Here is a 13,386-nt window from a genome sequence, read left to right on the forward strand (position 1 = left end):
AAACTGTTACCTTGGGTGAGGCTGCGGCGGGCGCGGCCGGGCTTGGGAGGAAATCATGTCGTTCAGGGCATTCTTGCCGGCTGCAGCTATTGTGGCCGTGGCCGGGTTTTGGCTCGGTACGTCGACGCCGAGCGTCGCGCAATATTGCGAGGGGACGGTGCACGGCCTGTCCGGCCGCTACAATCTGGCCACCGGCAGCGGCTTTCTCGCCGTGCGGACACGGCCGAATTCGTCATCGCGGATGATCGGCCAGTTGTTCAACGGCGATCACGTCGAAATCTTCGACCGGCGCGGCAACTGGTACCAGGTCGAAATCGGCGGCACGACCGGCTGGGCGAACGCACGCTGGCTGCGCAACGATTGCGACTACTGAGACACCGATGCATGTCACCCAAAAGCGGGTCCGGTTTTGGGACGACGACATGCATCAAACAAAGACCTAGGCTGTAGTGACAATTTAATCATTTAAGCCAGAGCATGATGGCAGCGAGCTTGACGAAGCCGAGGAAGTTGGCGGCGATTTTGTCGTAGCGCGTTGCGATGCGCCGCCGCTGCTTGAGCTTTGCGAAGAAAGCCTCGACGCCCCAGCGGTTTTTGTAGGCGATCTTGTCATAGCTGTGTTGGTATTTGCGATGGCGTCGCGGCGGAATGACTGGTTCCCCGCCTTGGTCAAGGATCACATCATGCAGTCGATCGGCATCATAAGCGCGGTCGGCGATCACTTGGCCGACACCAATCCCTTCGACCAGACCGCAGGCAGGTGCCATGTCGTTTTGCTGGCCAGGACCGATCTCGAAGCGGACCGGCAGGCCGAGTGCATCTACGACGGCATGGAGCTTGGTGCCGAACCCGCCTCGCGAGCGACCGAGAGCCTGGGCTTCAGATCCCCCCTTTTACGCCGGGCCCCTGCAGCTTGGGCCTGAGCGCGGATAACGGTCGCGTCGATCATCAGCCATTCCAGATCAGGATCACTGCTGATGGCTTCGAACATGCGGTCGAACACGCCCGCTTCGATCCAGCGGTAGTAACGCCGCTTTGCCCTCTGATGCGGGCCAAACCGCTCCGGCAAGTCGCGCCAGCGCGCGCCAGAGCGAGCGATCCATAAAAGCGCATCGAAGAAGCGACGGCCATTGCTACGAGGGCCGCGCTTGCCCTTGCGTCCGCCCGGCACAAACGGCTCGATCTGCTCCCACTGATCGTCGCGTAGAATCTCACCGTCCAAGACTGACCTCCAAAAGTCAGCTTTGAATCTGATTTGCCTCTCGATGGGAATCCCAAGCCCTTAAATTGTCACTACAGCCTAGAGCGCGTCGCAAACGCGACGCGACTTTTGGGCGCAGGTTCCGCGCCACTTTTGCAACCAAATTGGCTGTTTTGCGTTGCGGCCATGATGGACAACAAACCCTTTGAAACGCCGGTGGTGGTCGAACTCGGCCATGTCGGCAAATATCGCCATATCCGCAGCGCCCAGGAAGCGGCGGAGTGTCTGATGACGGTGTGGCCGCTCAATCGCGGCCCGCGCCATCGTGATGCCCTCGACACTTGCCTCAAAGTGCTGGAAGGTTATCGTTCGACAGCGGAAGCGCGACGGGCATTGATCGAGGCCGCCAGGGAATCGGAAGTGCTGGTGCCAGACGACAAGCTTTCCGACGACCGGCTGCATTGAGCAGGCGGACCTTTCAACCGGAGGTTTTTATGGCGAAGCTGACTTACAAGATCGTCGAACATGACGGCGGCTGGGCCTACAAGGTCGGCACGACCTTCTCGGAGACATTTCCCACCCATCAGGATGCGTTGCGCGCCGCCGAGATCGCTTCGGCCGAACAGCAGGTGGCAGGCGCCACGGACGGCATCCAGTATGAGGATGCCGACGGCAAATGGCACGAGGAATTGGCCGATGGCCGCGACAGGCCGCAGACCGAGGTCTCTGACTGATTTTATTGCCAAAGGCCGCAGGCCACGGACGTCTGGAGAGAGGGACGTCTCGTGGCCAGTTGCGAGCCCTCGCGGCCGACTATTTACCGCAATACTGGTCGTTCACATTTCCCTGATGGTTCGCGTCAGGACCGGCCGCATTGTAGGCACAAGGGCCGGCCGGGCCGCCAGGATTGCCAAGAGCATTGATGCTTCCGGTCGTGTTCTGGTCAACGCCTGAGGAATCCTCGTTGCCCCAGAGCCAGTTGTGATGAAGCCAATCCTGATGATTGGAATATGTATCGTCCGACGATTGCGCCATCGCCGATGTGGCGAGACCGATCGTCAGAACCGATGCTGCGAGAAGTTTCCTGTACATTGCATTACTCCGTGTCTTGGTCGCCTTGGGTGCGACACGGGGTAAACCCGGCAGTCAGCCGGTTGGTTCATTGAAATTGTCGTGAGGCAGTGGTGATGCAAACGCGCGGGCGGCAATCCGCTCGATGAAATCGATCACCCGCCTGGGCTCGACGAACTGCGGCATATGGCCGACGCCGTCGACGGGCTCGAAATCGAGTCCCGCGATCTTGTCTTGCATCGGCTCGCCATGGGTGCGGATGTCGATGACGCGGTCGGCGGTTCCAAACAGGATGCCGACCGGCATGGCAATCTCGCCATAGCGCAGCTCGATGCGGCCGAGATCTTGTTCCACGGCCACGACATCGGCCGATGTCGCCTGGAAATGGGCAGGCCGCAGCCCAAGCCAGCCGCCGCCGTCAACCATGTAGTCCGTCGGAAAAGCCTGCGGCGCGAAGATGAATTCCATTGTCGGCCGCGCATAGCGCAGGCTCAGGGGTATCGCCACGGTGTAGGCCATGATCCAGCGCTGCAGGCGTGAGGGAATGTAGAGCAGGTCAAACCGCAGGCGTGTCCTGGTTTCCAGATGCGTCAACGGCGCCAGCAAGGCGACGCCCGAAATCGCCTCGGGATGCTCCACGGCGAGGGTCAGCGTGATGGCGCCACCCAGCGAGTGGCCCACCACCAGCGGCCTTTCCAGCCCCAGTCTTTCGATGAAGCGGCGCACCAATTCCGCCTGTTCGGGCAACCGGCCGGTAGCACCGTTCGCCCGCACCGAATAGCCCGATCCCGGACGATCGAGCGCGATCAGCCGGTAGCCCGGGCCGAAATGCCCGAACAAAGTGTGCCGGAAGTGATGGAGTTGCGCACCAAGCCCGTGCAGGAAGACGATCGGCCTGCCCTCGCCCACGTCGACATAGTGGATGCGGTTGCCGTCGATCTCGACGAATTTTCCGACCGGCGGCACCAGTCTTTGCGCCTTGGCCGCGATCCACAATGTCGCCAGCACCAGAGAGGCGATCCCCAGGACCGCCAGCAGCAACAACAGGGCCAGCAGCCACGACAGGATCGATATCAGCATTGTTCACCCGGACCAGAACCTGTTCGAGCTTACCCGCATCCGGTTGCGCTGCAACCTCGCAAACGGGCGTATCCAGGCACGGAGCGTTCGCCGCCCGCGCGGCATTGCCGACAGCCACGCGCCGCGCTATCTGAGGCGACCCCGTCCTGCCGGAGCCTTCCATGCCTGAAATCGTTACCGCCGCCATGCTTGTCATCGGCGATGAGATTCTGTCCGGCCGCACCAAGGACAAGAACATCGGCCACCTCGCCGACATCATGACCGCCGTCGGCATCGACCTGAAGGAAGTGCGGATCGTTCCCGACGAGGAAGACGAGATCATAGCTGCGGTGAATGCGGTGCGTGCGCGCTACAGCTATGTGTTCACCACCGGCGGCATCGGCCCGACCCATGACGACATCACCGCCGATTCGATTGCCAAGGCGTTCGGCGTGCCCTGCGAATACGACGCCAAGGCCTATGCGCTGCTGGAGGCAAGCTATGCGGCGCGCGGCATCGAATACACCGAGGCGCGCAAGCGCATGGCGCGGATGCCGCGCGGCGCCGACCATATCGACAACCCGGTATCAGTGGCGCCCGGTTTTCGCATCGGCAACGTTCATGTCATGGCCGGCGTGCCCTCGATTTTCCAGGCCATGCTCGACAATGTCGTGCCGACGCTGAAGACCGGCACGAAGATGCTGTCGGCGACGGTGCACTGTCCGTTCGGCGAAGGCGTAGTCGGCGGACCATTGGGCGAGATCCAGAAGGCGCATCCAGACACGATCATCGGCTCCTATCCGAAATATGGCGACGGCAAGTTCTGGACCGAACTGGTCGTTCGCGCCCGCAGCCAGGAGGCGCTTGACGCCGCGCGCGCCGATGTCGAGGCGATGGTGGCGGGTTTCGCCGCCAAGGCGAGTTGAGCCGGTTCAGGCCGGAACCAAGCACGGCGCCGCGGCGTTTTCCTGCACGTGAGCTCCAAGGCTCACCAGATTGAGGGATCACCATGCGCTTCAAGACCATCGTTGCCATTCTGCAGAACGAGCAGGACGCCGAGCGCGTGCTCGACTGCGCCATTCCGCTCGCCAGCCGCTTCGAGAGCCATCTGATCGGCATCCATGCCGAGGCGCTTCCGGTGCCCTACACTTCGGCGACCGGTTTCCCGGACACCGAGTTCCTGCAGGTGTCGGCCGACATGAACCGGGAGCGGGCCGACAAGCTGCAGGCCGTCTTTCTCCGGCGCATCGAGGATTCCGGCCTCTCCTTCGAGTGGCGCAGCCTGGAGAGCTTTTCCGGCGACAGCGCGCTGACCGGGATTTCGAACGTGCGGGCCGCCGATCTGATCATCGCCGCCCAGCGTGAGACCGGCGGCGACCCGAGCGCCGATGTCGACACGCTGGTCTATGATGCCGGCCGCCCGGTGCTGGTGGTGCCGAGCGCGGGTCCGCTGGTCACCACTTTCAAGCGTGTGCTGCTCGCCTGGAACGGTAGCAAGGAGGCCGCGCGCGCCGCCTTCGACGCCCTGCCCTTCATCATCGAGGCCGAGAAAACCGACATATTGGTCATCGATCCGCCCGACACGCTCGAGGAAAGCCCGGAAGCCGCCGGCGCCGAAATCGCATCGGCGCTGTCGCGCCACGGCGCCAACGTCAGCGTCTCGGTGCAGCAATCTGGCGGCACCTCGGTCGATGACATGATCCAGAACCGGGTCGCCGAGAGCGGCGCCGATCTCCTGGTGCTTGGTGCCTACAGCCATTCCTGGCTGCGCCAGCTGCTGTTCGGCGGGGTGACGCGCACGGTGCTGCGCACGGCACAGGTGGCGGCCTTCCTGTCGCGATAAGTCCACAGCCATCGCGGCCGGCCGCCCTTGCCAAGCCCAAGGTTTTCCAGTTAATTCCGCGCGCATTCCCCTGTTTTCTTGCACGCGGCCTTCGCGTGCTGCGGAGTGCGCGAAAAATGTCCCTTCCCGAAAAAGCCTTCCCGGTCTCCTGGGACCAGTTCCATCGTGACGCCCGCGCGCTTTCCTGGCGGCTTTCGGGCGCCAACAAGGGTCAATGGAGAGCGATCGTCTGCATCACGCGCGGCGGACTGGTTCCGGCGGCGATCATCGCGCGCGAGCTCGGCATCCGTGTCATCGAGACGGTCTGCGTCGCCTCCTACCACGACTACACCAGCCAGGGGCAGTTGCAGGTGCTGAAGGAAATCACGCCCGCGCTGCTCGCCGACGACGGCGCCGGCGTGCTGATCATCGACGACCTGACCGACACCGGCAAGACCGCCGGCATCGTGCGCGCGATGATGCCCAAGGCGCATTTCGCCACAGTCTACGCCAAGCCGAAGGGCCGCCCGCTGGTCGACACTTTCGTCACCGAGGTCAGCCAGGACACCTGGATCTATTTCCCCTGGGACATGGGCTTCACCTATCAGAAGCCGATCGCCGACGACCACGCCGGCTGATTCCCAACACGCCGATTTTTTCCAGTTAAGCCGTCACCGATGACAATATTTGCTTCCGCGGGCGGGTCCGCGGGGCAGGATATCCTGTGAAATCGACCCTTGTTGGCGGAAATCGGCCAGCCTGATCAAAGTTTTTACTTTTATTGGTCACAATTAGCCGTAAGATTCGTAAGGCGGCAAACGATTCTGGAGGCTGGGGCTAGCTTCTCCGATGTTGACAAGGCCAACGACGCACAACCATCTGGCCGAAAGGGTCCGGCGACTCTTCGGCACCGCGCCGTGCCGTCTGCAGGTTGCCGCCCTGCCCTGGCGCGATACCGGGAATGGTGTCGAGATCATGCTGATCACCAGCCGCGATACTGGTCGCTGGGTATTGCCGAAGGGTTGGCCGGAAGCCAAGGAGCCGCTCTGCGAGGCGGCGGCGCGCGAAGCCGGCGAGGAAGCCGGATTGCGCGGAAGCGTCTCCCATCTCGAAGCCGGCCGTTACTTCTACGCCAAGGTGCTGGCTTCCGGCGAAGAAGTGCCTTGCGAGGTGCTGGTGTTTCCGCTGCACGTCGACAAGATCGCCGACCGCTGGAAGGAAAAGCACTCCCGCACCCGCAAATGGGTCAATTCCAGCGAAGCGGTGCGCATGGTCAATGAACCGGATCTTTGCCAGATCATCGCCTATTTCTGTGCCGACCCACGCAGATTCTCCTAAGCGACATCTTGCAGCGCGGATTCACAACCATGTGATGTGCCGCATGAATGGTTTGCTAATTTTTCTTCGCTAAGAATCGGTCAATCTAGCGATTGATCGATGGCGAACTCCGTAGACCCACTTAAGCAAGATACCGACGCCTCCAAGCGAGAGCACCGTCCGCGCGTGCTCAAGGGCGGTTCCGTTATTACCGGGATTCAGAACTCGGAAATCGCCGTTACGCTACGCAACCAGCATGCCGGGGGCGCCGAATTGAAAGTACCGCTCGAGGCGCGGGTTCCCGATCGTTTCCTTCTCTATGTGCCGCTCGACGGCGTCGCCTATCGCTGCGAGGTCCGCTGGCGCCGCAACGATCGGGTCGGTGTGCAGTTCACCGGCACCGAGCCGAAGCCGAAGTTGCATTACGGCTGATATCTGGCTAATCGGCCTGACAAGCTTCGCTGCCACCCAGATTGACCTCGGGCAGGCGCCTGCTGAAGCGTCAACGGCGCGCGAACCCGCCGCTGCAATTGGCAATCGCAGCGGCGCATTTCTATCCCCGTTATCCACATGTGTGACACACAAGATGTTGGGGTCACAAAAGCTACGCAAACGAATCCTTGACGGCGCAAAACGAGTCGCCTTTTATAGGCCATGCGCTTCTGTTGAGAGTGCGACCGGAAAGTTCTGAGCCCGGTCTTTTTCCCGGATTATGTGCGTTTTTTCCCGCATTTCCGCCTGTTTACGAGGCCGGCGGAAGCGTGGGGATTGTGGGGTGGTGGGGCGACGAAAGGGAGAATTGTCGGACTGGAATAAATTGTCTGTTAATACTATATTTAGTGTTTGCAGGTAGGTTCGACGCTAGATAGTGTGAATTTCCCTCAGGTGAGGGACTCGGAAAAAATTCAGATTTGAGGGACCCGCGGGGTTCGTCGGCGCGTTGGGCAAAAGCTTCGCAAGGAGCTCGACCAGCAGAGGCCGGCGGGGACCGCGAAATGGAGAGCCGGCCGTTTTCGAACGCCGGCGGACGGCGGACATGCGTGTTTCGCATTAGGGGGCAGAAATCCCCTGACGAAAGCGCTATATATAGACAAAAGGGACCGGACCAATGCGCATCGAGCGTCGCTTCACCAAGCCAGGGCAATCTGCTTATGCGGAGATCGAATTCCGCAAGGCACTTTCCGAGATCAAGAATCCGGATGGCTCGGTGGTGTTCCGTCTCGACAATATCGATGTGCCGGCGCAATTCTCCCAGGTCGCCGCCGACATCCTGGCGCAGAAATATTTCCGCAAGGCCGGTGTCCCCGCGCGGCTGAAGAAGGTCGAGGAGAACGACGTCCCCTCCTTCCTGTGGCGCTCCGTTGCCGATGAAGCCGAACTTGCCAAGCTGCCGGAAGCCGAGCGCTACGGCTCCGAGATCGACGCCCGCCAGGTTTTTGACCGTCTCGCCGGCACCTGGACCTATTGGGGCTACAAGGGCGGCTACTTCAAGTCGGAGGAAGACGCGCGCACCTTCCGCGACGAGCTCGCCTATATGCTGGCCACGCAGCGCGTCGCGCCGAACTCGCCGCAATGGTTCAACACCGGCCTGCACTGGGCCTACGGCATCGACGGTCCGAGCCAGGGCCACTTCTATGTCGACCCCTTCACCGGCAAGCTGACCAAGTCGAAATCCTCCTACGAGCATCCGCAGCCGCATGCCTGCTTCATCCAGGGCGTGCAGGACGACCTCGTCAACGAGGGCGGCATCATGGACCTGTGGGTGCGTGAAGCGCGCCTGTTCAAATATGGTTCGGGCACCGGCTCGAACTTCTCGCTTCTACGCGGCGAAGGCGAAAAGCTGTCCGGCGGCGGCCGTTCGTCCGGCCTGATGAGCTTCCTCAAGATCGGCGACCGCGCCGCCGGTGCCATCAAGTCGGGCGGCACGACCCGCCGTGCGGCCAAAATGGTCATTGTCGACGCCGACCACCCCGATATCGAGGAATTCATCGACTGGAAGGTCAATGAAGAGCAGAAGGTCGCCTCGCTGGTGACCGGCTCCAAGATCGTCAAGAAGCATCTCGAAGCCATCATGAAGGCCTGCGTCAATTGCGAAGGCCATGACGACGACTGCTTCGATCCGGCCATCAACACGGCGCTGAAGCGCGAGATCAAGGCGGCCAAGAAGTCGGCCGTGCCGGAGAACTACATCTATCGCGTCATCCAGTTCGCCAAGCAAGGCTACACCTCGATGTCGTTCAAGACCTACGACACCGACTGGGATTCGGATGCCTATCTGACCGTTTCGGGCCAGAACTCCAACAATTCGGTGTCGCTGAAGGACAATTTCCTGCGCGCAGTCGAGGACGACGCCGACTGGCACCTGACCGCCCGCAAGGACGGCAAGGTGCTGAAGACGCTGAAGGCCAGGGATCTCTGGGAAAAGATCGGCTACGCCGCATGGGCGTCGGCAGATCCGGGCCTGCATTTCAACACGACGATGAACGACTGGCACACCTGCGCTTCGGCCGGTGCGATCCGGGCCTCCAATCCGTGCTCGGAATACATGTTCCTCGACGACACGGCCTGCAACCTCGCCTCGATCAACCTGCTGCCCTACCGCAATGCCGACGGCACGATCGATATCGCGGCCTACGAGCACACCGTGCGGCTGTGGACCATCGTTCTCGAAATCTCGGTGATGATGGCGCAGTTCCCGTCGAAGGAGATCGCCAAACTCTCCTACGAATACCGCACGCTCGGCCTCGGCTACGCCAACATTGGCGGCCTGCTGATGACCTCAGGCATTCCCTATGACTCGGACGAGGGCCGCGCCATCTGCGCAGCACTCACCGCCATCATGACCGGCGTCGCCTACGCCACTTCGGCGGAAATGGCCTCCGAACTCGGCGCCTTCCCGGACTATGACCGCAACGCCCAGAACATGCTGCGCGTCATGCGCAACCATCGCCGCGCCGCCTATGGCGACAAGGACGGCTACGAGAAGCTCGCCGTCAACCCGGTGCCGCTGGTCGCCTCCGACCTCAAGCAGCAGGCGCTTGCCGAGCATGCGAAAGCCGCCTGGGACCGCGCCATCGAGCTTGGCGAGGAACACGGCTACCGCAATGCCCAGGCAACCGTGATCGCGCCGACCGGCACGATCGGCCTGGTCATGGATTGCGACACCACCGGCATCGAGCCCGACTTCGCGCTGGTGAAGTTCAAGAAGCTCGCCGGCGGCGGCTACTTCAAGATCATCAACCGCGCCGTGCCGGAAGCGCTGCGCACGCTCGGCTATTCCGAGAGCCAGATCGCCGAAATCGAGGCTTACGCCGTCGGCCACGGCAACCTCAACCAGGCGCCCGGCATCAACCCCGGCTCGCTCAAGGCCAAGGGTTTCAGCGACGAGAAGATCGCCGCGCTCAATGCGGCGCTGAAGTCGGCCTTCGACATCAAGTTCGTCTTCAACCAGTGGACGCTCGGCGCCGACTGGGTGAAGGAGACCTTTGGCTTCACCGATGAGCAGCTCAACGACTTCTCGTTCGAGATGCTGCCGGCGATGGGTTTTTCCAGGAAGGACATCGAGGCCGCCAACATCCACGTCTGCGGTGCGATGACGCTGGAAGGCGCGCCCTTCCTCAAGGCCGAACACCTCGCCGTGTTCGACTGCGCCAGCCCTTGCGGCAAGATCGGCAAGCGCTCGCTGTCGATCAACAGCCACATCCAGATGATGGCAGCGGCGCAGCCCTTCATCTCCGGCGCCATCTCCAAGACCATCAACATGCCCAACGATGCGACGGTGGAGGACGCCAAGGGCGCCTACATGCTGTCGTGGAAGCTGGCGCTGAAGGCCAACGCGCTTTACCGCGACGGCTCGAAACTGTCGCAGCCGCTGAATGCCTCGCTGCTCGCCGATGGCGAGGAAGATGAGGACGATGCGGTCGAGCAGCTGATCGCCGCCCCGGCGGCAGCGCGCGCGGCGCAGATCACCGAGCGGATAGTCGAGCGCATCATCGAGCGCGTGTCGCGCGAGCAGGAAAAGCTGCCCGGCCGCCGCAAGGGTTATACCCAGAAGGCCAAGATCGGTGGCAACACCATCTTCCTGCGCACCGGCGAATATGACGATGGCCGCCTCGGCGAGATCTTCATCGACATGAACAAGGAGGGTGCCACGCTGCGTGGCCTTCTCAACAACTTCGCCATCGCCATTTCGCTCGGCCTGCAGTATGGCGTGCCGCTCGACGAATATGTGCACGCCTTCACCTTCACCAAGTTCGAGCCGGCCGGCATGGTCATCGGCAACGATGCCATCAAGAGCGCGACGTCGATCCTCGACTACGTGTTCCGGGAGCTCGCGATCTCCTATCTCGGCCGCAACGACCTTGCCCATGTCGACCAGTCGGACTTTTCCAACACCGCGCTTGGCCGTGGCATCAGCGAAGGCAAGACCGACGCCGTCTCCAAGGGCCTGACCCGCGGTTCGCCGGTGAAGCTGGTGTCGAGGGCGATCGGCAACGAGCCGAAGGGCTTTGCCGGCGGCTCGCCCCCTGCCCGCTCGGCGCCCACCGCCTTCTCCGGCTCCAACGTGCTGGCGCTGAAGCCGGCCAGCGACGAGGCGATCGCCTACAAGCGCGACTATGAGGAGCGGGCCAAGGAACTGGCCGAGGACATTGCCTTCGAGGAAGGGGCGGACTCTGCTTCCGACACCACGGCGGCGCTGTTCACCGACGTGGCAGCCAATGAAGCGGCCGAGGCAAAAAAACTCGCCGCCGACCGCCGCGCCAAGTCACTGCTGCAAGGCTACACCGGCAATTCCTGCTCCGAGTGCCAGAACTTTACGATGGTGCGCAACGGGACCTGCGAGAAGTGCGATACGTGCGGTGCTACGAGCGGGTGCAGCTGAGAATTTTGAACTGCAGCAAAAAGGGCCCCGGTTGGGGCCCTTTTTATATCCGATTATGGTAACTTAAGCTAAATTAACAAATTTCTGAAGGTCGCTGTCGCCGGCTCCTCGATAGGTTTGCAATTTCTTATCGTCCACGACGAAACGGGCGCCAACGAGCGCAGCCAAATCCTGGATATCCTTTGTTAAAGTTTGAAAATCCTCTCTGCGCCGTTCATTTTCCTTGGATTGATTCTTCATTTAGCGACCCTCCAGTTGCGCCATTCGGACTCAGGCTATGATAATTCGAATTGCCGATTTGGAATATAGTAAACCGAAGTTAATGGTACGTTCCTGACACGTTTGTGAGGTCACGATGGAAACGCAGCTGACGCCGGTGGAGTTCCCGGAATTGGTGATCGGAATTGCAGGCCCTATTGGGGTCGACATCGATCGGCTCACCATTTCCATCTCTTCATGTCTGGAGCAGGTAAAATATCGTACCCAACTAATCAAACTGACTTCGGAAATGGGCAGGTTTGGAACGCCTAGCAGAAAGGCGGATGGGCCAGACCTTTTTAGCCAAATAAATTGGAAAATGGATTGCGCGAACGAAATTCGGACGATGTACGGTCGGCCTGACACGCTTGCACGGATAGCAATCCAAACCATCCGGGAATTCAGACGATCATTCTCTGGCAAGGAAAGCGTTCCCGCCCCTTCACGGGCCTATCTCATACGGCAGCTCAAACTTCCCGAAGAGGTTCAGTTGTTGCGTCGAACCTACGGGCGGCAATTCATACTTGTCTCGGCATATGCGAGCGAAGCGCAGCGGTTCGATTTGCTGGCCAGGGATATCGCACGAAGTTTGCCAACGGATACGCCTGAAACCGATATCGCTCACAAGGCCTCCAGGCTGATAGCCCGAGATGCTCGCGAGGAAACGGACCCTTTAGGGCAGAATCTAAGGGAAACGTTTCATTTGGGAGATGTTTTTACACATGGGGTAGACAAGGACTCCATGGAAATAACACTGGAGCGCTTTTTCCAAGCTTTTTTTGGCAGGAACGACATTACCCCGTCGAGAGATGAATACGGCATGTACACGGCCAAGTCAGCCTCATTGCGATCAGCTGACCTATCTAGACAAGTTGGATCTGCCATCTTCTCCAAAGACGGCACGATCGTATCCCAAGGATGCAACGAGGTCCCGAAATCAAGTGGAGGAAATTATTGGGATGGAGATATTCCAGATTACAGAGACATTAGGAGAGGATACGATCCAAACGACACGCTAAAAAAAGAACTTCTACGGAATGTTTTAGAGCGATTGAGCAACGGCGGTTTCTTGTCAGAAAAAGCTCAGAAAATCGGAAACAGCTTCGATATGGTTGCCAGCATGACAGATAAGAAAAACAAAGAAAACGGTATATTATCTGACGCAAAGATAATGGATGTTACAGAGTTCGGTCGCGTCGTCCACGCCGAGATGAACGCGATTTGCGACGCCGCTCGTATCGGCAACCCAATCCAAGGTACAACCTTGTATTGCACCACATTCCCGTGCCACAACTGCACCAAACATATAGTCGCATGTGGAATCAAAAAGGTTGTCTTCATGGAGCCTTATCCAAAGAGCAAGGCGCATGAGCTTCACGGCGATGAGATCCAGATAGAATCGGAAAGCGATCTCAATCGAGTTTCGTTCGTGCCATTTCTAGGTATCTCCCCATACCGTTACCGAGACATTTTCCAAAAGGACCGCCGGAAAGCAAAGGACGGCAAAGCAGCACTTTGGTATGCTGAACACCCAAAGCCAATGGTCGAGATTGAATTTCCCTCCTACCCGGTGGCCACAGAGCTGTGGGCAATTGCACCCCTTCTTGGAAATATTGAGTTGGGCGACAGCTCAACCTCCGCTTGAGCTTCGACCCAAACTGCATTCGTCATTGTCCTTGCTACCGACCTCGAGTGCGGCACAGATAAAACGCCTCGACCAGCGGCAATGGTCATGTGGTCGACCATACCTTTCAAAATGGGAAGGTTAGTCTAGTG

At 60.1% G+C, this 13,386-nt stretch carries 14 protein-coding genes; 10 read left to right on the forward strand and 4 right to left on the reverse strand.

Annotated features, from left to right (window positions below; all coding sequences use genetic code 11):
* Positions 1 to 55 precede the first annotated feature (55 nt).
* Complete coding sequence (locus tag AC04SF_RS23810; RefSeq protein WP_096445433.1) at positions 56 to 373, forward strand: SH3 domain-containing protein; 318 nt, start codon at positions 56 to 58, stop codon at positions 371 to 373.
* 88 nt (positions 374 to 461) lie between these two features.
* Here the strand turns inward: AC04SF_RS23810 and AC04SF_RS23815 are convergent.
* A protein-coding gene (locus AC04SF_RS23815) for an IS5 family transposase (RefSeq protein WP_488479773.1) occupies positions 462 to 1,222 on the reverse strand; the annotation gives its coding sequence in 2 pieces (ribosomal slippage) (positions 462 to 895 and positions 895 to 1,222; 762 coding nt in all).
* A 165-nt stretch (positions 1,223 to 1,387) separates the two neighbouring features.
* On the opposite strand from AC04SF_RS23815, the gene AC04SF_RS23820 reads away from it, so the two are divergent.
* Positions 1,388 to 1,666, forward strand: a complete 279-nt coding sequence (locus AC04SF_RS23820; RefSeq protein WP_488479774.1) for a DUF982 domain-containing protein — start codon at positions 1,388 to 1,390, stop codon at positions 1,664 to 1,666.
* 29 nt (positions 1,667 to 1,695) lie between these two features.
* A complete protein-coding gene (locus AC04SF_RS23825; RefSeq protein ID WP_096445429.1) occupies positions 1,696 to 1,935 on the forward strand; it encodes a DUF2188 domain-containing protein in 240 nt (79 codons plus the stop codon).
* A 79-nt stretch (positions 1,936 to 2,014) separates the two neighbouring features.
* Here AC04SF_RS23825 and AC04SF_RS23830 read toward each other — a convergent pair whose 3' ends face one another.
* Positions 2,015 to 2,293, reverse strand: coding sequence for a hypothetical protein (locus tag AC04SF_RS23830; protein WP_488479775.1), 279 nt, complete (start codon positions 2,291 to 2,293; stop codon positions 2,015 to 2,017).
* A 54-nt stretch (positions 2,294 to 2,347) separates the two neighbouring features.
* Positions 2,348 to 3,352 carry an alpha/beta fold hydrolase gene (locus AC04SF_RS23835; protein ID WP_488479776.1) on the reverse strand — a complete coding sequence of 335 codons (1,005 nt, stop codon included), beginning with the start codon at positions 3,350 to 3,352 and terminating at the stop codon, positions 2,348 to 2,350.
* A gap of 161 nt (positions 3,353 to 3,513) precedes the next feature.
* Here AC04SF_RS23835 and AC04SF_RS23840 point away from each other — a divergent pair, with 161 nt between their 5' ends.
* The 6 genes from AC04SF_RS23840 to AC04SF_RS23865 all read left to right on the forward strand — a co-directional run bounded on the left by AC04SF_RS23840 (position 3,514) and on the right by AC04SF_RS23865 (position 11,352).
* Positions 3,514 to 4,257: a competence/damage-inducible protein A gene (locus AC04SF_RS23840; RefSeq protein WP_488479777.1), complete on the forward strand. Its 744-nt coding sequence runs from the start codon at positions 3,514 to 3,516 to the stop codon at positions 4,255 to 4,257.
* Positions 4,258 to 4,340: 83 nt separating this feature from the next.
* Complete coding sequence (locus tag AC04SF_RS23845; protein WP_488479778.1) at positions 4,341 to 5,174, forward strand: universal stress protein; 834 nt, start codon at positions 4,341 to 4,343, stop codon at positions 5,172 to 5,174.
* Positions 5,175 to 5,290: 116 nt separating this feature from the next.
* Positions 5,291 to 5,791, forward strand: a complete 501-nt coding sequence (gene gpt / locus AC04SF_RS23850; protein ID WP_027045568.1) for a xanthine phosphoribosyltransferase — start codon at positions 5,291 to 5,293, stop codon at positions 5,789 to 5,791.
* A gap of 211 nt (positions 5,792 to 6,002) precedes the next feature.
* Positions 6,003 to 6,491: an NUDIX hydrolase gene (locus tag AC04SF_RS23855; protein WP_488479779.1), complete on the forward strand. Its 489-nt coding sequence runs from the start codon at positions 6,003 to 6,005 to the stop codon at positions 6,489 to 6,491.
* A gap of 99 nt (positions 6,492 to 6,590) precedes the next feature.
* Complete coding sequence (locus AC04SF_RS23860; protein WP_096445417.1) at positions 6,591 to 6,902, forward strand: PilZ domain-containing protein; 312 nt, start codon at positions 6,591 to 6,593, stop codon at positions 6,900 to 6,902.
* Between the two features lie 676 nt (positions 6,903 to 7,578).
* Complete coding sequence (locus tag AC04SF_RS23865; protein WP_488479780.1) at positions 7,579 to 11,352, forward strand: vitamin B12-dependent ribonucleotide reductase; 3,774 nt, start codon at positions 7,579 to 7,581, stop codon at positions 11,350 to 11,352.
* 63 nt (positions 11,353 to 11,415) lie between these two features.
* Here the strand turns inward: AC04SF_RS23865 and AC04SF_RS23870 are convergent, their stop codons facing one another.
* On the reverse strand, positions 11,416 to 11,592 hold the full coding sequence (locus AC04SF_RS23870) for a hypothetical protein (protein ID WP_488479781.1): 177 nt from the start codon (positions 11,590 to 11,592) through the stop codon (positions 11,416 to 11,418).
* 115 nt (positions 11,593 to 11,707) lie between these two features.
* On the opposite strand from AC04SF_RS23870, the gene AC04SF_RS23875 reads away from it, so the two are divergent.
* The gene (locus AC04SF_RS23875) at positions 11,708 to 13,255 is read left to right on the forward strand and encodes an anti-phage dCTP deaminase (RefSeq protein ID WP_488479782.1); all 1,548 of its coding nucleotides are present in this window, start codon (positions 11,708 to 11,710) and stop codon (positions 13,253 to 13,255) included.
* Positions 13,256 to 13,386: the final 131 nt, after the last annotated feature.

This window comes from Mesorhizobium sp. CNPSo 4671 (genome assembly GCF_057784245.1).